Genomic DNA, 19,218 nt, shown 5'->3' on the forward strand with positions numbered 1-19,218 from the left:
GCGGGGTTTACACGCCGCCGGCGGTGAGTTTCTCGGGATTGAGTAACTCTTCCAGTTGGCTGCGCGACAGCTCGGTGTGTTCCAGGGCGACGTCGATCACCGCACGGCCTTCCTTGTAGGCCTGCTTGGCGATTTCGGCGGCTTTCTGGTAACCGATGATCGGGTTGAGTGCGGTGACCAGAATCGGGTTGCGCGACAACGCTTCTTTCAGGCGCGACTCGTTGACCTTGAAGCTGGCGATGGCTTTGTCGCCGAGCAGGCGGCTGGAATTGGCCAGCAACTCGATGCTGCTCAGCAGGTTCTGCGCGATGATCGGCAGCATCACGTTCAGTTCGAAGTTGCCCGACTGGCCGGCAATGGTGATCACCGAGTCGTTGCCGATCACTTGCGCGGCCACCATGGCGGTGGCTTCCGGGATCACCGGGTTGACCTTGCCCGGCATGATCGACGAGCCCGGTTGCAAGGCTTCCAGTTCGATTTCGCCGAGGCCGGCGAGCGGACCGGAGTTCATCCAGCGCAAGTCGTTGGCGATTTTCATCAGCGACACAGCGGTGGCTTTGAGCTGGCCAGAGACGGCGACGGCCGTGTCCTGCGAGCCGATCAGCGCGAACAGATCCTTGCCCGGCGTGAACTGCACGTCGGTCAGTTGGCTCAACTGGCGGCTGAATCGTGCGGCGAACTCAGGGTGCGCGTTGATCCCGGTACCGACCGCCGTGCCGCCCTGCGCGAGGGCTTGCAGGCTCGGCAGCAAGTCCTGCAGATGACTGATGTTGGCCTTGAGCTGCTGCGCCCAGCCATTGAGCACCTGGCTCATGCGCACCGGCATCGCGTCCATCAAATGCGTGCGACCGGTTTTGACGTGGTGATGCACGTGCGCAGCTTTTTGCTCGATCACTTGCACCAGGTGCAACAGCGCCGGCAACAGGTGCTCGTGCAAGGCCAGCGCGGCGCTGACGTGAATGGTGGTCGGGATGATGTCGTTGCTGCTCTGGCCGCAGTTGACGTGATCGTTGGCGTTGACCGCTTCGCCGAGCAGACGGCTGGCCAAAGTGGCAATCACTTCATTGGCGTTCATGTTGGAACTGGTGCCGGAACCGGTCTGGAAGATATCCACCGGAAAATGCTGCATGAAGTCGCCTTCGAGCAGCCCTTGTGCGGCGTCGCTGATGGCTTTGCCCTGCGCAGCGCTGATCTGGTTGAGTTCGACGTTGGCGCGAGCCGCCGCCGCTTTGGCGAGGATCAGGGCGCGAATGAATTGCGTTGGCATCGGTTTGCCACTGATCGGGAAGTTATCCACTGCGCGCTGGGTTTGCGCGCCGTAGAGAGCGTCCACCGGCACCTGCAGTTCGCCCATGCTGTCGCGCTCAATACGTGTCTTGGTCATCTGAAAATCCTTGCACCAGTTCAATAAGAGGAATCGAGGGAAGCAGGTCGCAGGTGGCGAGCTGCCAGGTGTAGCGCTGCCAGCGTTTGAGCCGACAATTACACAGAGAGAGGCGCTCCATTTCACGCAGCGGGCGCCAGGCTTGATCGAGACACAAGCTGCGCCAGTGCCACGGCAGCGCGATGTCGGTGGCCGTGTCGAGCAGCAGACGGAAGGAGGTTTCGGCGATCGTCCAGGGAGAGGTTGCCGTACAACAGGCCAGATACCGGCCTTCGGCCAGGTAATGTTCGATCAGGCGCGGTTCGTCAGGATCCATCGCGCAACGGATCTGACGACTCATCCAGCGCCAGCTTTCGAGGTAGGGCTGCTCGTGCAAGGCAGAACTCATGATCCGGGGCTCATCCGATAATGAGATTTATTATTAGATGATAATGAGAACTAAAACAAGCCCAGGGTATGCACACGCCCTGTGGGAGCGAGCTTGCTCGCGAATACGGACTTTCAGTAACAACATCTCTGACTGACGCAACGCATTCGCGAGCAAGCTCGCTCCCACAGGAAATTTTTGCCAGACATGAAAAAGGCGCGCCATCCGGGAGGATGGCGCGCCTTTTTCTGTGACGACCGGGCCTTAGCTGCCTGCGACGGTCATTCGCTCGATCAACACCGAACCGGTGCGAATGTTGCTGCGCAGTTCCAGATCGTTACCCACGGCAACGATCTGCTTGAACATGTCGCGCATGTTGCCGGCGATGGTCACTTCCTGCACCGCGAACTGGATTTCACCGTTCTCGACCCAGAAGCCTGCCGCCCCGCGCGAATAGTCGCCAGTGACCATGTTCAAGCCGTGCCCCATCAATTCGGTGACCAACAAGCCACGGCCCATGCGCTTCAACAGTGCCGCCTGGTCTTCATCGCCATGGGTGACGAAAAGGTTGTGCACGCCGCCGGCGTTCGCGGTGCTCGGCATACCGAGCTTGCGCCCGGAATACGTGCCAAGGATGTACGACACCAACTCACCCTTTTCGACGAACGGTTTGGCATACGTTGCCAGACCATCACCGTCATACGAAGCACTGCCCATCGCGCGCATCAGGTGTGGGCGCTCATCAATGGTCAACCATTCCGGGAACAGCTTCTGCCCCAAAGTGCCTTCGAGGAACGACGATTTGCGATACAGGCTGCCGCCGGAGACCGCCGAGAGGAAGCTGCCGAACAAGCCGCCGGCCAGTTCCGCCGAAAACAGCACCGGTACTTCGCAGGTCGGTACCGGGCGCGCGCCCAAGCGGCTCGCCGCCCGTTGCGCGGCACGCTGACCGATGCTCACCGGATCGGCCAGCAATTCGCCCTGACGGCTCACGTCGTACCAGTAATCGCGCTGCATCTGGCCATCGGCCTCGGCGATCATCACGCAGCTCAGGCTGTGGCGGGTCGATGCATAGCCACCAATGAAACCGTGGCTGTTGCCGTAAACCCGGCAGCCCTGATGGGTGCTGAGGGTGGTGCCGTCGGCGTTCTTGATCCGCGCATCGGCGTCGAACGCCGCTGCTTCACAGAGCAAGGCCTTCTCGATCGCTTGCTCCGGTGTAATGTCCCACTCGTGGAACAGGTCAAAATCGTGCTGTTCCTTGGCCATCAACGCCGCATCGGCCAGACCCGAGGCCTCGTCTTCTGAAGTGTGCTTAGCGATGGCCAGGGCCGCAGCGACGGTTTCGCGAATTGCATCCGGGCCGGTCGCCGAGGTGCTGGCCGAGCCTTTGCGCTGACCGACGTACAGCGTGATACCAAAACCCTGATCGCGGTTGAATTCGACCGTTTCGACTTCGCGCTGGCGCACCGAAGTCGACAGCCCCTGCTCCAGCGACACCGCAACTTCGCAGGCACTGGCGCCCTGACGCTTGGCTTCGGCGATGATCTGCTCGACTTGTTCCTGCAGTGCCGGCAATGCCTGCGGGCCGACGCTTTGAACTGCACTCATGCTCATCTCCACTCAAATTCTGCTTTCGGCTAAGGTCATCGAGCGACCGGGCCGGACAAGCGGCCCCCGACTGGTTATCATGGCGGCGTTTCTTTGCGGACTGCCACCATGGTTGATTCTTACGACGACTCCCTCGATACGGGAGAAAAAAGCAAATCTCAGGTCAAACGCGAGCTGCATGCTCTGGTTGACCTTGGCGAGCGCCTTACAACACTCAAGCCCGACTTGCAGGCAAAACTGCCGTTGACCGACGCTTTGCGCCGGGCACTGGCCGATGCGCCCAAGCACACCGCGAACATCGCGCGTAAACGGCACCTGCAGTTCATCGGCAAGCTGATGCGCGATCAGGACACTGACGCGATTCTGACGCTGCTCGATCAACTCGATGCCTCGACTCGTCAGTACAACGAGCGCTTCCATAACCTGGAACGCTGGCGTGATCGCCTGATCGCTGGCGATGATGCCGTGCTGGAGAAATTCGTCGTCGAGTACCCGGACGCCGATCGCCAGCAATTGCGTTCCCTGATCCGTCAGGCTCAGCACGAGGTTGCGCAAAACAAACCTCCTGCGTCCAGCCGTAAAATCTTCAAGTACATCCGTGAGCTGGACGATACCCAACGCGGTCTGCGTTGATATTCGCCACCGGGTGGCCGCCATGCGCGCCACCCGAAGCTCCACCTCTTCTTAAGCGCCCGTGCCACCCACGGTGATCGCATCGATTTTCAGCGTCGGCTGACCCACGCCTACCGGCACCGATTGCCCATCCTTGCCGCACGTGCCCACGCCGCTGTCCAGCGCCAGATCGTTACCGACCATCGACACCCGGCTCATCGCCTCAGGGCCGTTGCCGATCAATGTCGCGCCTTTGACCGGCGCGGTGATCTTGCCATCTTCGATCAAGTAGGCTTCGCTGGTGGAGAACACAAACTTGCCGCTGGTGATGTCGACCTGACCGCCACCGAGGTTGGCGCAGTAGATGCCCTTCTTCACCGAGGCGATGATTTCTGCCGGATCGCTTTCGCCACCGAGCATGTAGGTGTTGGTCATGCGTGGCATCGGCAGATGCGCGTAGGATTCACGACGACCGTTACCGGTGCGGGCCACGCCCATCAGACGCGCATTGAGCTTGTCCTGCATGTAGCCTTTGAGTACGCCGTTTTCGATCAGCGTGGTGCACTCGGTCGGCGTGCCTTCATCGTCGACGCTCAGCGAACCGCGACGGCCGCTCAAAGTGCCGTCATCGACGATGGTGCACAGCTTGGAGGCAACCATTTCGCCCATGCGTCCGCTATAGGCCGAACTGCCCTTGCGGTTGAAATCGCCTTCCAGGCCGTGGCCGACCGCTTCGTGCAACAGCACGCCGGACCAACCCGAACCTAACACCACCGGCAACGTACCGGCCGGCGCCGGAATCGCTTCCAGATTCACCAGCGCCTGACGCAGCGCCTCACGGGCATAGCCCATGGCGCGGTCCTCGGCGAGGAAATAACGATAGTCGGTACGCCCGCCGCCGCCATGCCCGCCGCGCTCGCGACGGCCATTCTGCTCGACGATCACACTGACGTTAAAGCGCACCAGCGGACGCACATCCGCCGCCAGCCCGCCGTCGGTCGAAGCCACCAGAATCCGCTCCCAGACGCCAGCCATGCTCACGCTGACCTGCTGAATGCGCGGGTCGAGCGCACGGGTAGCCACATCAATGCGCTTGAGCAGTTCGACTTTCTCGGCACGACTCAGCACTTCCAACGGGTTATCCGGGGCGTACAACTGCGCAACATCCTGAGAGGTGAACGCCTGCACCGTGCCGTTCTGCCCGGCTCGGGAAATCGAACGCGCGGCACGGGCGGCGGCACCGAGGGCTTCGAGGGTGATCGCGTTGCTGTAGGCAAAACCGGTTTTCTCACCGGACTGCGCACGCACGCCAACACCTTGGTCGAGGTTGAAGCTGCCTTCCTTGACGATGCCGTCTTCCAGCGCCCACGACTCGGAGATCTGGCCCTGGAAATACAGGTCGGCCGCATCGATGCCAGGACCGGCCAGATCGCCGAGCACGCCTTGCAGGCTCTCGATCGTCACGCCGCCGGGCGCCAACAGGTGATCACTGACTGAGGACAACAACTCGCTCATAGGTTTACGCCTTAAATTCGTGTTCTGAAGCAGGCCGCTGTGCGCCCTGCGAGAAAAACCGCCGATGGCTCACCACCGGCATCCGCGTCCTGATGGACGCTTGTTCAATACTGTCGCGTTCGGCCAACAACACCGCTTCGCCTTGATCCTGGCTCGCCAGCACGCGGCCCCATGGATCGATAATCGCCGCATGACCGAAGGTTTCTCGCGGTCCCGGGTGGGTTCCACCCTGCGCTGCGGCCAGCACATAACACTGTGTTTCGATGGCCCGTGCCCGAATCAGCACATCCCAATGTGCGGCACCGGTCACCGCGGTAAAGGCCGACGGGGCGCTAATCAACTCGGCACCGGCGGCGCGCAATTCGCTGTACAGCTCCGGAAAGCGCAAGTCGTAACACACGCTCAGACCGAGTTTGCCTACCGGTGTGTCGGCAACCACGACGCCACTGCCATAAGCATAGTCATCGGATTCACGATAACGCCCGCGATTGTCCGCCACATCGACATCGAACAGATGCAACTTGTCATAGCGGGCAACGGTTTCGCCCTGATCATTGACCAGTAGCGAACAGGCATTGGCCTTGGCCGTCGGTTGATCCACCGGCGGCAACGGCAAAGTGCCGGCCACTATCCATAACTTGAGGTCGCGGGCGGTCTGTTTCAACCACGGCAGGATCGGCCCTTCGCCCAGCGCTTCGGCACGGCCGATGTCGGCGATGTCCCGACGGCCCATGGCGGCGAAGTTTTCCGGCAGCACCGCCAGTTTCGCGCCGCCGGTTGCAGCCTGCTCGAGCAGGCGCCGGGCCTGAGCCAGATTGGCCAGCACGTCGCTCTGGCTGACCATTTGAATCACCGCTAAAGACATGGCGAACTCCGCAAGAGGTATGCGGCCATGCTACTCCATCGGCTCAGGGGCTGGCTGGTCAAAAAGGCTTGTCGAAGGTGATTTTCGGCTCTTTCCATGGGCCTTTGACGGTGTATTTGACACTGGCAAAGCGCGCCACACGGTCGCCGATGAGCTTGTCGATCAGGAACAGTGCGCCACCCACTGCCGGCGCACCGACGATCAGCGCGGCGATCGGCAGGTTGTTGGTCACCGGCAACGTCACCAGCAACTTGGCGTCGACCTGATCGCCGACCAGATCCAGCGTGCCATTCAGCTCAAGATTGCTCGAGGGGCCCGTCAACCGGATCGGCTCACGGGTGACGTAGACGCCGTTGGTGGCGACCAGCAAACCTTTGACCCGGTCATAGCTCAAGCCTTTGCCGAACAGGTCGGAGAAATCCAGACGCAAACGCCGGCCAATGGAATTGAAGTTGAGCAGACCAAACACCCGCAGCGCCTGCGCGCCGCCTTCCACTTCAACGAACTGGCCTTTGTTCAGCGACGCATCGAGCGTGCCGGAGAAGCGCTTGGTCGCCAGCCACGCCGGCGAACCCGGCCAGCGGCCATCGACGTCCATATGGAATTCTTCACTGGTCACGCTTGGCGCAAAGCCCCAGCCCTTGAGCACATCCGCGAGGTTCTTGCCGCCAATGCGCCCCTTGAACCAACTGTTGGTCGCGCCCGGCGCGCCTTCCCAACCGCCATTGCCCTGCAACAGGATGCCCTTGAGGCCCATGTCGAGGTTATTCAGGGCGATGCCTTTGGCCGTCGGGCGGACCTTGAGCGACCAGCCGCCGACCAGATCCGGGCCGAGGAACAGTTGATTGATGGTGATATCCAGCGCCGGGATTTTCGTTGGATCAACCGAAACCAATGGATCAGGCGAATTCTCGTCCGCCTGCACCGACGGGTCGGGGGCTGGCAGTTTGACGTATTGCAGATTCACTGCAATGGGTGTGCTTTTGGCGTCCGGCAGGCTGGCGGTGCCTTTGGCCTGTTGGCTGTCGAGTGCCAGATTCCACGCACCCGGTTTGCGATTGACCTGAACCGAGGCCTGATCCAGCGTGGTGCCGAGCGCCGTGAGTTTGCCGACCTTGAAATCAGCACTGTTCAACAGTTGCTTGGCGCTGCCGCCCGGATCCTGCCCTGCGTATTTGCTGACCAGATCCTGCCACGGCGCCACGTCCAGCTCCGAGAGCACCCCGCGAATCCGCAAGCCTTTGGCGCCGGGCAGCACCGCTTCGCCAGCACCGAGGAACAACTCGCCACGGCCATCGGCGAAATTTGTCGGTGGTGCGGCAAAGGTGAAATTCGCCAGTTGATCGTAATTGACCCAGTAGCGCCGCTCCTGCCCTTGCAGGGTCATGCGGAACACCGTATCGCGACCGACATCCGCCGCCATGCCGAACGGCGCCGGCAGATCCACCGCCACGCCTTTCATGTTGGAGCTGACCATCAACTGGCTGTCGGCGCCGTCCAGATTCAACTGCAACTGGTAAGGAATGGTTCCGGATACCGGCAATGGTTGCGTCACGCCCAGCCAGTCGGTGAGTTTCTTCACTTCGACCTGCCCGGATGCCGCCACCCGAGTCTTGAGTTTGTTGGGGCTGCCGTCGGCGAAAATCTGCGCCGTGACCGGTTTGTCGAAGGCGCGCGCCGCGATGTTCTGGCCGCTTAGCCCTTTGGCACTGTCGAAGCGGAAATCACCTTTGAGTTGCGTCAGCTCAAGCTTCGGCTCGGCGAGTTTCAGGCGTGCATTGGCGGTTTTGAAATCGACCAGAATCTTCGGCAGGTCGCCGCCCTTGTCCAGCGGGATGTCCAGTTTGAGCTTGCCCTGCAGGTCGCCCGCACCTTCCCAGCCGGCGAAGGTTTCACCGGTACCGATCGGGGCGTCCTGAAGAATTTTCAGGCCATCGCCGAGACCGCCAGCAAAGCCGCCATCGAGATACATGTGCGTGTGTTGCCCGGCCGGTACGTGGGGAATATTGACGAAGACATCGCTGACCTGCGTGTCGAGCAACTGACCCTTGTCGGCCACGATCCGCACACCACTGTCTTCGATAAACACGTCGCCACTGACCTTGCTCACATGCGGCCAGCCAGGCTGGAACGCGAGCTCAGCGTCATGCACCTTGAAGAACAGACTGATGCTGCGATCGGCCTCACCGGCATTCTTGTTCAGCGAGCCCTGATACTGGAAGAAGCCCTGGTCGACCGCACCTTTGAGAATTGCCGTGCGCAGCCACTCGTCGAGCGCCGGACTCAAGACCTCTGGCAGGTATTTGGCCGTATAACGACCGTCGCCATCGACCAGACCGACCCGAAGGTCCATGTAGTCTTCCTGGCTGTGATCAAAGTGCAGGCGAATCAGGAAGTCGCCGGCAATCTTGCCCTCTTCGCCCAGCACCTTCAGGTAGGGCGCGATCAGGGTGAAGCCGTCCTTATCGAGTTTCCAGGTCAGGCGCGCGTTGGCTTGAATGTATTGCCATGGCTTGGCGAAGATCGGGTCGAGGTGCAGGACGAAATCCTTGCTGTCCATGCGCAGCTCGCCGCCGTCGAGGTTGCCGCTGAGGCTGCCGCTGACATTTCGTGCCGCCGGCGCACCGTGGTAGGCGTCGAAACCGACATTGTCCAGATTGGTCGCGAAACTGAATTTGTTGCCATCGGTGGCGTTGGGGCGAAAATCCAGCAGCACGTTGCGCAGACCACCGGTGACTTTCAAATGATCAACGGCCGTGGCGAATCCTTGCGGCAGCGGCCCCAAGGCATTCAGCAGTGGAGTGATCGGGGTCAGATCGAGACGATCCGCCTGCAAGTGCCAGAGTTCTTCGACCTTGTCGGTCGCGCGCATCTGCTTCAGCTGTATATGTGAATCCCAACGGTTTTCGCCGAAACTCATCGCCAGCGAATCGAGCGTAAGGATCGCCCCCTCGGCGCTGTTCTGGTAGTAGGCGTTAACCGCCAGATTGTTGATCTGGATCGGCTTGCGGTCCGCGTAAGCACCCGTCAGTTGCGGTGCGTTCAAGCGAACAGCGGCACTCTGCAGGGTACCCTCGGCCCAGCTGACCCAAAGTTCGCCGCCCGCCTTGATCTCGGAAAAATTCCATTGTTGGGTCAAGCGTTCCGGCAGCCACTTCGACCAGTCGCTTTGCGGCAGGCTGGCATAACCCTCCACGACACTGTCCTGCCATTGGTCTGGGCGAATACGTGTGCGCAAACTCAGCGCAACAGGCTGGCCATCCGGCAAGGTCAGACGCGCATCGAGGCGCTGACGGCTGGCACCGGTTTTCAGATTGAGGCCAACGTAGGTGAGCGTCAGTGGCGCATGATCCAGCGGTTGCAGGGTCACCTGACTGTCGAGCACCGACAGTTGCTGGATCATTTGCGAGCGGTTGAACAACTGCTGCGCATCGAGCGGCTGATCGTTCTGCACCGGCAAGCCTTCCAGTGCCCAACTGCCGTCGTCGGCCTCTTTCAGGCTGATTTTCAGACCATTGAGTTCCAGATGAGCAATGCGCACTTCGCGGGCCAGCAGGCTGGCCCATAAATCCGGGACGGCGCGGACCCGATCCAGACGCAAGGCGTTGGCACCGCTGCCGACCATCACATCGTGCGCCAGCAGGATCGGTGCAAACCCGCTCCAGTTGCCCTCCAGCTCGCCGATCTGCAAAGGCATACCCAGTGCGGCGCTGGCCTTGTCTTCGATGTCGGTGCGGTATTCCGCGACCAGCGGGGTCAGCTCACGGCCAAGGCTGACGTACAACGCCATCAACACCAGAACCAACGCGCACAGGCCCAGCCCCCAACGGGTGATTGCGGCCAGAATGCGTGTCAGACGCTCCATGTCAGATGGCTCCCATGGCAAAAATACTGCGAAAAGCTGAGGCCAGCCGCGGTGGAATAAATGTGAAGCAGGTGATCAGAGCAGCACCACGTCGTATTGTTCCTGGGAATACATGGTTTCCACCTGGAAGCGTATGGTCCGACCGATGAACCCTTCAAGCTCGGCAACGTTACCGGATTCTTCGTCAAGCAGGCGATCGACCACTTTCTGGTTCGCCAGCACCCGATAACCCTCGGCCTGATAGGCGCGGGCTTCGCGGAGAATCTCGCGGAAGATCTCGTAACAGATGGTTTCTGCTGTCTTCAATTTGCCGCGCCCCTGGCAACTGCTGCACGGCTCGCAGAGCACCTGCTCGAGACTTTCGCGGGTGCGCTTGCGGGTCATCTGCACCAGGCCCAACTCGGTGATGCCGATGATGTTGGTCTTGGCGTGGTCACGCTCCAGCTGTTTCTCCAGAGTACGCAGCACCTGGCGCTGGTGCTCTTCATCTTCCATGTCGATGAAGTCGATGATGATGATCCCGCCGAGATTGCGCAGGCGCATCTGCCGGGCAATCGCGGTGGCGGCTTCCAGATTGGTCTTGAAGATGGTCTCTTCAAGATTACGATGGCCGACGAACGCCCCGGTATTCACATCGATGGTGGTCATGGCTTCCGCCGGATCGACCACCAGATAACCGCCAGATTTCAACGGCACTTTGCGTTCCAGCGCTTTCTGGATTTCGTCTTCGACGCCATACAGATCGAAAATCGGTCGTTCGCCCGGGTAATGTTCCAGACGATCGGCGATTTCCGGCATCAATTCAGCGACGAACTGCGTGGTTTTCTGGAAGGTTTCCCGGGAGTCGATGCGGATTTTCTCGATCTTCGGGTTGACCAGATCGCGCAGGGTGCGCAACGCCAGACCGAGGTCTTCGTAAATCACGCTCGGCGCGCCGATGGTTTTGATTTGTTCGTTGATTTGATCCCACAAGCGGCGCAGGTAACGGATGTCCATGAGGATTTCATCGGCGCCAGCGCCTTCGGCGGCGGTACGCAGGATGAAGCCGCCCGCTTCTTTGATCCCTTCCTTGGCCACGCAATCGCTGACTACTTGCTTGAGGCGCTCGCGCTCGGCCTCGTCTTCGATTTTCAGGGAAATACCGACGTGGGCGGTGCGCGGCATGTACACCAGGTAACGCGAGGGGATCGACAACTGCGTGGTCAATCGCGCGCCCTTGGAGCCGATCGGGTCCTTGGTGACCTGCACCACCAGACTCTGGCCTTCGTGCACCAGCGAACTGATGCTTTCCACCGCTGGCCCTTCACGCAGGGAGATTTCTGCTGCGTGAATGAACGCGGCGCGGTCCAGGCCGATATCGACGAACGCTGCCTGCATGCCCGGCAGTACCCGAACAATCTTGCCTTTATAGATGTTGCCGACGATCCCGCGCTTTTGCGTGCGCTCGACATGGACTTCTTGCAGCACACCGTTTTCGACCACCGCCACGCGCGACTCCATCGGCGTGATGTTGATCAGAATCTCTTCACTCATGGCAGGATCTCGTTCAGGCATGTTCACGATAATGGCCGCATCTGGTTCGTACGACGCTCATTGCGCGTTCAGGTTTTGCCAACAGGGTATGCCGAAATGGCCCAACAGTTCTGCGGTTTCGCAAACAGGCAGCCCGACCACTGCCGAATAACTGCCATTGAGCCCGGCGACAAACACCGCACCAAGGCCTTGAATACCATAACCGCCGGCCTTGTCGCGCGGCTCGCCACTGGCCCAATAGGCAGCAGCTTCTTCAACGCTGATCGGCCGAAACCGCACCAGGCTGCGCACCACCCGCGACTCACAGCGCTTGCCTTCAAGCACGGCGATGGCGGTCAGCACTTCATGCTCCTTGCCGGACAACATCATCAGCATGGCGCATGCATCGGCTTCGTCCACCGGTTTGCCAAGAATTTTGCCGTCAAGCACCACGGCGGTGTCGGCACCCAACACGCACAACGGTTGAGCAGACACCAGCGCGCGCCGACCGGCCTCGGCCTTGCCGCGCGCGAGGCGTTCGACATAGGCCGAAGGTGATTCTTCGGGTAATGGGGTTTCATCGATATCCGCGCTGATGGCGGAGAACGGAACGCCTATCTGCGTGAGCAATTCACGTCGACGTGGCGATCCGGAGGCGAGGTAAAGCGGCTTCATCAAAACATCTCCCTGTTCAGTGCCTTGCTTCACCGGATCAATTGATTTTGTAGCGGCGGCGTAATCCACGCAAAGCGAAGCTGACCCAAGGCCAGAGCAAGGCACTGACCAGTGCCGGAAGTACCAGTGCCAGCGTCGGCTGACGGTTGCCGGTCAAGGCGCTGAGCCACAACTGCACCAGTTGCGCGAGGCCAAAGATCACCAGAATCACCAGGCATTGCTGCCACATCGGAAACATCCGCAGGCGTTGCTGCAATGACAACACCAGGAACGTGATCAGGGTCAGGATCAAGGCGTTCTGGCCGAGCAGATCGCCTTGCAGCACGTCTTCGGCAAGCCCCAGGCAGAACGCCGTGACCATGCCGACCGTGTGCGGCATATACAACGCCCAGAATGTCAGCAGCAGGGCCAGCCAAAGCGGGCGCAGGATTTCCATGAACATTGGCAATGGCGATACGCTGAGGAGTATGCCGAACAGAAACGTCAGCCAGACAATCCAGCCATTTCGCGACGCAGTTGCCCCGACCATTATTCTTGTCTCCCGGTTGTCGCCGGCGCACTGACAGGCGGTTTGGCCGCTGGTCGCGCAGCAGGCTGGGCAGCTGGAGGTTTGCTTGCCGCCGCAGTCGCTGCCGGTGGCTTGGCAGCCGCTGGCGGTTTGCTTGCAGCCGGTTTGGCCGGCGCCGCATTCACCGCGGGTACTGCCGGCGCGGCAGTGGCTGGCGCCGCCGTCGCCGCCGTCGCGGCAGGCGGGGTCACGGTTTTCGGCACAGTGGCCGGAATAATCGGGCCGCCGCCGAAGGCATCAAGATTTTCCTGCGCCTGCGCGGCATCGTTGGCACGTTCTTCGGCGGTGCGATTGTCGCTGAACACCAACAGCAGGTAGCGGCTGCGGTTGAGTGCAGCGGTCGGTACGGCGCGCACGATAGCGAATGGCTGACCGGAATCGTGAATGACTTCCTTGACCGTCGCTACCGGATAGCCCGCCGGGAAGCGCTGGCCCAGGCCGGAGCTGACCAGCAGATCGCCTTCCTTGATGTCTGCCGTGTCGGCGACGTGACGCAGTTCGAGGCGCTCCGGGTTGCCGGTGCCGCTGGCAATCGCCCGCAGACCGTTACGGTTCACCTGTACAGGAATACTGTGCGTGGTGTCGGTCAACAGCAATACACGCGAGGTGTAAGGCATCAACTCGACCACTTGCCCCATCAGTCCGCGCGCATCGAGCACCGGTTGACCAAGCACCACGCCGTCACGCTCACCTTTATTGATGATGATGCGATGCGTGAAAGGATTGGGGTCCATGCCGATCAATTCGGCCACTTCGACCTTTTCATTGACCAGCGCAGAAGAATTGAGCAACTCGCGCAGCCGAACGTTCTGCTCGGTGAGGGCAGCAAGCTTTTGCATGCGCCCCTGCAACAGCAGGTTTTCGGTCTTGAGTTTTTCGTTTTCGGCGACAAGCTCGGTGCGGCTGCCAAACTGGCTGGCAATCCCTTCCCACAGACGTCCGGGCAGGTCAGTGATCCAGTAGGCGTCCATCAACACCAGCGACGCTTGTTTGCGCGCAGGCTTGAGCAGATCAAAGCGGGCATCGACCACCATCAGCGCGACCGACAGCACGGCCAGCACCAACAGGCGCACGCCCAACGAAGGGCCCTTGGCGAAAAGCGGTTTAATAAGCCGCTCCTCCCAGGCAAATGTTCTGTTTATTCATACGGCATCAAACCGGCCTGGATGAAGACTGACAGAAGATAAACGCCAACAGGCAGCACTGCAAAGTGCTGCCTGCGCGCTCACCCACGTATTGCAACCCAGCACTTACTCGCTGGAGAGCAGGTCCATGGTGTGCTTATCCATCATTTCCAATGCACGGCCACCGCCGCGAGCCACACAGGTCAGCGGATCTTCGGCAACGATCACCGGCAGACCGGTTTCCTGCGCCAGCAACTTGTCGAGGTCACGCAGCAGCGCGCCACCACCGGTCAGCACCAGGCCACGCTCGGCGATGTCGGAAGCCAGTTCCGGCGGCGACTGCTCCAGGGCGCTTTTCACAGCCTGAACGATAGTGGCCAGCGACTCTTGCAGAGCTTCCAGCACTTCGTTGGAGTTCAGGGTAAATGCGCGTGGAACGCCTTCGGCCAGGTTGCGACCGCGAACGTCGACTTCGCGAACTTCGCCGCCCGGGTAGGCCGTGCCGATTTCCTGCTTGATGCGCTCAGCGGTGGATTCACCGATCAGGCTGCCGTAGTTACGACGTACATAAGTGATGATCGCTTCATCGAAGCGGTCGCCGCCAACGCGTACGGATTCGGCATAGACCACGCCGTTCAGGGAGATCAGCGCGATTTCAGTGGTACCACCACCGATATCCACGACCATCGAGCCGCGCGCTTCTTCTACCGGCAGACCGGCACCGATCGCAGCAGCCATTGGCTCCTCGATCAGGAACACTTCACGAGCACCGGCACCAAGGGCCGATTCACGGATGGCACGACGCTCAACCTGGGTGGACTTGCATGGAACGCAGATCAGCACACGAGGGCTAGGCTGCAGAAAGCTGTTTTCGTGAACCTTGTTAATAAAGTATTGCAGCATCTTTTCGCAGACGCTGAAGTCGGCGATCACGCCGTCCTTCATCGGACGAATGGCAGCAATGTTGCCCGGCGTACGGCCGAGCATGCGCTTGGCTTCGGTGCCGACAGCAACGACACTTTTCTGGTTACCGTGTGTCCGAATGGCCACAACCGATGGCTCATTCAGGACGATACCGCGCTCGCGCACGTAAATAAGGGTGTTGGCAGTGCCCAGGTCAATGGAAAGATCGCTGGAAAACATGCCACGCAGTTTCTTGAACATGGGAAAGGGACCCTAGGCAACGCGTGGGTAAAAAAGTGCGGCAAACTCTAACAACGACAGGGATTTTGGGCAAGGCGCCAATATGTTAAATTGGCCGCTTTTCTGTGCACCAAGCCCCACAATCGCGGCCTTATGACCGTAGAAGTGCGGTAGTGTTCCGACAATCTAACACACGGACGCCGTCCGTTCTGTTTTCCACAGGAGAATCCCGATGGCGCTAGAACGCTCCGACGTGGAAAAAATCGCTCATCTGGCCTGCCTTGGCCTCAATGATGCCGATCTTCCACACATTACTTCCGCCCTCAACAGCATTCTCGGTCTGGTCGACGAAATGCAGGCTGTTAATACCGACGGAATCGAGCCCCTGGCCCACCCGCTGGAAGCCAGTCAGCGCCTGCGCGCCGACGTTGTGACCGAGACCAATCACCGCGAGGCCTACCAGTCCATCGCACCAGCGGTCGAAAACGGCCTGTATCTGGTTCCGAAAGTCATCGACTAAAGGGAAAGAGCCTGCAATGCATCAAATGACTCTGGCCGAGATCGCCCGCGGTCTCGCCGATAAAAAGTTTTCCTCCGAAGAGCTGACCAAAGTCCTGCTGGCGCGTATCACCCAGCTCGATCCGCAGCTCAACAGTTTCATCAGCCTCACCGAAGAGCTGGCCATCGAACAGGCGAAAGCCGCCGATGCACGCCGCGCCAACGGTGAGAGCGGCGCCCTGCTTGGCGCGCCGATCGCTCATAAAGACCTGTTCTGCACCCAGGGCATACGCACCAGCTGCGGCTCGAAGATGCTCGACAACTTTAAAGCCCCGTACGACGCCACCGTGGTCGCGAAACTGGCCGCTGCCGGCGCCGTGACCCTGGGCAAGACCAACATGGACGAATTCGCCATGGGTTCGGCCAACGAGTCGAGCTGGTACGGCGCGGTGAAAAACCCGTGGAACCTGGAACACGTCCCGGGCGGTTCGTCCGGCGGTTCGGCGGCAGCAGTTGCCGCTCGTCTGTTGCCGGCGGCGACGGCCACCGACACTGGCGGTTCGATCCGTCAGCCGGCGGCGTTCACCAACCTCACCGGCCTGAAACCGACCTACGGTCGCGTTTCGCGCTGGGGCATGATCGCTTACGCCTCCAGCCTCGATCAGGGCGGCCCGTTGGCGCGCACGGCCGAAGACTGCGCGATTTTGTTGCAAGGTATGGCCGGATTCGATCAGAACGACTCGACCAGCATCGATGAGCCGGTTCCGGATTACTCCGCAAGCCTGGGCGATTCGCTGCAAGGCCTGCGCATCGGCGTGCCGAAGGAATACTTCAGCGCCGGCCTCGACCCACGCATCGCCGAGCTGATCCAGAACAGCATCAAAGAGCTGCAGAAGCTCGGTGCCGTAATCAAGGAAATCAGCCTGCCGAACATGCAGCACGCGATTCCGGCGTACTACGTGATCGCGCCGGCAGAAGCCTCTTCGAACCTGTCGCGTTTCGACGGCGTGCGTTTCGGCCACCGCTGCGAGCACCCGAAAGACCTGATCGACCTGTACAAACGCTCCCGTGGCGAAGGCTTCGGCGCGGAAGTACAGCGCCGGATCATGGTCGGTGCCTACGCGCTGTCCGCCGGTTACTACGACGCCTACTACCTGAAAGCGCAGAAGATCCGTCGTCTGGTGAAGAACGATTTCATGGCGGCCTTTAATGAAGTCGACATCATCCTCGGCCCGACCACGCCAAACCCGGCCTGGAAGCTCGGCGCCAAGAACAGCGACCCGGTCGCTGCCTATCTGGAAGACGTCTACACCATCACCGCCAACCTCGCGGGCCTGCCGGGCCTGTCGATGCCGGCCGGTTTTGTCGACGGTCTGCCGGTTGGCGTGCAGTTGCTCGCGCCGTATTTCCAGGAAGGTCGCCTGTTGAACGTTGCCCACCAGTATCAGCTCAACACTGACTGGCACACCCGCACCCCAACCGGCTTCTGAGGAGACACACATGCAATGGGAAGTCGTGATCGGGCTGGAGATTCACACTCAGCTCACTACCCGGTCGAAAATCTTTTCCGGTAGTTCCACCACGTTCGGTTCCGAGCCGAACACCCAGGCCAGCCTGATCGACCTGGGCATGCCTGGCGTTCTGCCGGTGCTGAACCAGGAAGCGGTGCGCATGGCGGTGATGTTCGGTCTGGCGATTGACGCCGAGATCGGTCAGCACAACGTGTTCGCCCGTAAGAACTACTTCTACCCGGACCTGCCGAAGGGCTATCAGATCAGCCAGATGGAATTGCCGATCGTTGGCAAGGGCCATCTGGATATCGCCCTGGAAGACGGTACGGTCAAACGTGTCGGCATCACCCGCGCGCACCTGGAAGAAGACGCCGGCAAGAGCCTGCACGAAGAGTTCAACGGTGCCACCGGCATCGACCTGAACCGTGCCGGCACGCCGCTGCTGGAAATCGTCTCCGAGCCGGACATGCGCAGCGCCAAGGAAGCCGTGGCTTACGTCAAGGCGATCCACGCACTGGTGCGTTACCTGGGCATCTGCGACGGCAACATGGCCGAAGGCTCGCTGCGTTGCGACTGCAACGTGTCGATCCGTCCGAAAGGCCAGGTTGAGTTCGGCACGCGCTGCGAGATCAAGAACGTCAACTCGTTCCGCTTCATCGAGAAGGCGATCAACTCCGAGATCCAGCGTCAGATCGAGCTGATCGAAGACGGCGGCAAAGTGATCCAGCAGACCCGTCTGTACGATCCGAACAAGGACGAGACCCGTCCGATGCGTTCGAAAGAGGAAGCCAACGACTACCGTTACTTCCCCGATCCGGACCTGCTGCCGGTGGTCATCGAAGAGTCGTTCCTCGGCGAGGTGCGCGCCACCCTGCCGGAACTGCCACCGCAGAAACGCGAGCGCTTCCAGGAGCAGTTCGGTTTGTCGGTCTATGACGCCAGCGTGCTGGCCACCAGCCGCGAGCAAGCCGACTACTTCGAGAAAGTTGCAGCCATCGGCGGCGACGCCAAACTGGCGGCGAACTGGGTGATGGTCGAGTTGGGCAGCCTGCTCAACAAGCAAGGCCTGGACATCGACGAGTCGCCGGTTTCCGCTGAACTGTTGGGCGGCATGCTGCAGCGCATCAAGGACAACACCATCTCCGGCAAAATCGCCAAAGTGGTGTTCGAAGCGATGGCCAACGGCGAAGGCAGCGCGGACGAGATCATCGAAAAACGTGGCCTGAAGCAAGTGACCGACAGCGGCGCGATCTCGGCCGTACTGGACGAAATGCTCGCGGCCAACGCCGAGCAGGTTGAACAATACCGTGCGGCTGATGAAGCCAAACGCGGCAAGATGTTCGGCTTCTTTGTGGGTCAGGCGATGAAAGCATCGAAAGGCAAAGCCAACCCGCAGCAAGTGAACGAACTGCTGAAAAGCAAGCTCGAAGGCTGATTCTGGCCCCGCGCTCGGGGATCGTTCCCACGCTCTGCGTGGGAATGCCGCCCCGGACGCTCCGCGTCCATTGCGGTGTGACGCAGAGCGTCACGGGATGCATTCCCACGCTGGAGCGTGGGAACGATCACTTTGGAGTATCTGAATGAAACGTCTGCTCGGCGCCTGCGCCCTGCTCTCCTTGCTGGCCGGTTGCGCCAGCACCGACACCATCGACCCGCACGGTTACGACCAGACTGGCGTCGCCTCTTACTACGGTGCCAGGCACCACGGTAAACGCACCGCCAGTGGCGAGCCGTTCAACCAGAATTCCCTGACCGCCGCCCACCGCCAGCTGCCTTTTGGCACACGGGTGAAGGTCACCAACCTGAAAAACGATGAATCCGTCGTGGTCCGCATCAACGACCGCGGCCCGCACACCCGTGGGCGCCTGATCGACGTGTCCCGCGAAGCCGCCGAACAACTCGGCATGCTGCGCAGCGGCACCGCGCGGGTTCGCGTGCAGGCCCTCGACGACTGATGGAGCGCTGACC

The 19,218-nt window shown here is 60.7% G+C and carries 16 protein-coding genes; 5 read left to right on the forward strand and 11 right to left on the reverse strand.

Translation table 11 applies throughout. From position 1 onward, the window contains the following. Positions 1-7 precede the first annotated feature (7 nt). From WA225_RS03645 to pmbA, 3 genes are all read right to left on the reverse strand, one after another. Complete coding sequence (locus WA225_RS03645; protein ID WP_422606913.1) at positions 8-1,384, reverse strand: class II fumarate hydratase; 1,377 nt, start codon at positions 1,382-1,384, stop codon at positions 8-10. Continuing rightward, the gene (locus tag WA225_RS03650) at positions 1,365-1,772 is read right to left on the reverse strand and encodes a FagA protein (protein WP_422606914.1); all 408 of its coding nucleotides are present in this window, start codon (positions 1,770-1,772) and stop codon (positions 1,365-1,367) included. The genes WA225_RS03645 and WA225_RS03650 overlap by 20 nt, the downstream gene beginning before the upstream one ends. A gap of 243 nt (positions 1,773-2,015) precedes the next feature. Then, positions 2,016-3,362: a metalloprotease PmbA gene (gene pmbA / locus WA225_RS03655; protein ID WP_034154475.1), complete on the reverse strand. Its 1,347-nt coding sequence runs from the start codon at positions 3,360-3,362 to the stop codon at positions 2,016-2,018. 108 nt (positions 3,363-3,470) lie between these two features. On the opposite strand from pmbA, the gene yjgA reads away from it, so the two are divergent. Then, on the forward strand, positions 3,471-3,995 hold the full coding sequence (yjgA, locus tag WA225_RS03660) for a ribosome biogenesis factor YjgA (RefSeq protein ID WP_025109468.1): 525 nt from the start codon (positions 3,471-3,473) through the stop codon (positions 3,993-3,995). Positions 3,996-4,046: 51 nt separating this feature from the next. Here the strand turns inward: yjgA and tldD are convergent, their stop codons facing one another. The 8 genes from tldD to mreB form a co-directional block, all read right to left on the reverse strand. Beyond that, complete coding sequence (gene tldD / locus WA225_RS03665; RefSeq protein ID WP_016771693.1) at positions 4,047-5,489, reverse strand: metalloprotease TldD; 1,443 nt, start codon at positions 5,487-5,489, stop codon at positions 4,047-4,049. A gap of 4 nt (positions 5,490-5,493) precedes the next feature. After that, positions 5,494-6,354 (reverse strand): carbon-nitrogen hydrolase family protein, encoded by an 861-nt coding sequence (locus WA225_RS03670; protein WP_422606915.1) that lies wholly within the window; start codon positions 6,352-6,354, stop codon positions 5,494-5,496. A gap of 58 nt (positions 6,355-6,412) precedes the next feature. Next, on the reverse strand, positions 6,413-10,219 hold the full coding sequence (locus tag WA225_RS03675; protein WP_422606916.1) for a YhdP family protein: 3,807 nt from the start codon (positions 10,217-10,219) through the stop codon (positions 6,413-6,415). Between the two features lie 75 nt (positions 10,220-10,294). Then, complete coding sequence (gene rng, locus WA225_RS03680; RefSeq protein WP_422606917.1) at positions 10,295-11,752, reverse strand: ribonuclease G; 1,458 nt, start codon at positions 11,750-11,752, stop codon at positions 10,295-10,297. Positions 11,753-11,809: 57 nt separating this feature from the next. Beyond that, entirely contained in the window at positions 11,810-12,406 is a 597-nt protein-coding gene (locus tag WA225_RS03685; RefSeq protein ID WP_422606918.1) for a Maf family protein, read from the reverse strand. 37 nt (positions 12,407-12,443) lie between these two features. Further along, positions 12,444-12,935, reverse strand: a complete 492-nt coding sequence (gene mreD / locus WA225_RS03690) for a rod shape-determining protein MreD (RefSeq protein WP_422606919.1) — start codon at positions 12,933-12,935, stop codon at positions 12,444-12,446. Continuing rightward, positions 12,935-14,083 carry a rod shape-determining protein MreC gene (gene mreC, locus WA225_RS03695; protein WP_422606944.1) on the reverse strand — a complete coding sequence of 383 codons (1,149 nt, stop codon included), beginning with the start codon at positions 14,081-14,083 and terminating at the stop codon, positions 12,935-12,937. The genes mreD and mreC overlap by 1 nt, the downstream gene beginning before the upstream one ends. A 141-nt stretch (positions 14,084-14,224) precedes the next feature. Beyond that, positions 14,225-15,262 (reverse strand): rod shape-determining protein MreB, encoded by a 1,038-nt coding sequence (gene mreB, locus WA225_RS03700; protein WP_002555108.1) that lies wholly within the window; start codon positions 15,260-15,262, stop codon positions 14,225-14,227. A 211-nt stretch (positions 15,263-15,473) separates the two neighbouring features. Between mreB and gatC the strand changes: the two genes are divergently transcribed. The 4 genes from gatC (at position 15,474) to WA225_RS03720 (ending at position 19,205) form a co-directional block, all read left to right on the forward strand. Next, positions 15,474-15,761, forward strand: a complete 288-nt coding sequence (gatC, locus tag WA225_RS03705; RefSeq protein WP_007901429.1) for an Asp-tRNA(Asn)/Glu-tRNA(Gln) amidotransferase subunit GatC — start codon at positions 15,474-15,476, stop codon at positions 15,759-15,761. Between the two features lie 16 nt (positions 15,762-15,777). Beyond that, positions 15,778-17,229 (forward strand): Asp-tRNA(Asn)/Glu-tRNA(Gln) amidotransferase subunit GatA, encoded by a 1,452-nt coding sequence (gatA, locus tag WA225_RS03710; RefSeq protein WP_422606920.1) that lies wholly within the window; start codon positions 15,778-15,780, stop codon positions 17,227-17,229. Positions 17,230-17,239: 10 nt separating this feature from the next. Next, on the forward strand, positions 17,240-18,685 hold the full coding sequence (gene gatB / locus WA225_RS03715) for an Asp-tRNA(Asn)/Glu-tRNA(Gln) amidotransferase subunit GatB (RefSeq protein WP_150774071.1): 1,446 nt from the start codon (positions 17,240-17,242) through the stop codon (positions 18,683-18,685). Between the two features lie 145 nt (positions 18,686-18,830). Next, entirely contained in the window at positions 18,831-19,205 is a 375-nt protein-coding gene (locus WA225_RS03720; RefSeq protein ID WP_242205301.1) for a septal ring lytic transglycosylase RlpA family protein, read from the forward strand. Positions 19,206-19,218 lie beyond the last annotated feature (13 nt).

The sequence above is a fragment of the Pseudomonas sp. genome (assembly GCF_049300855.1).
In the GTDB taxonomy this organism is placed as follows: Bacteria; Pseudomonadota; Gammaproteobacteria; order Pseudomonadales; family Pseudomonadaceae; genus Aquipseudomonas.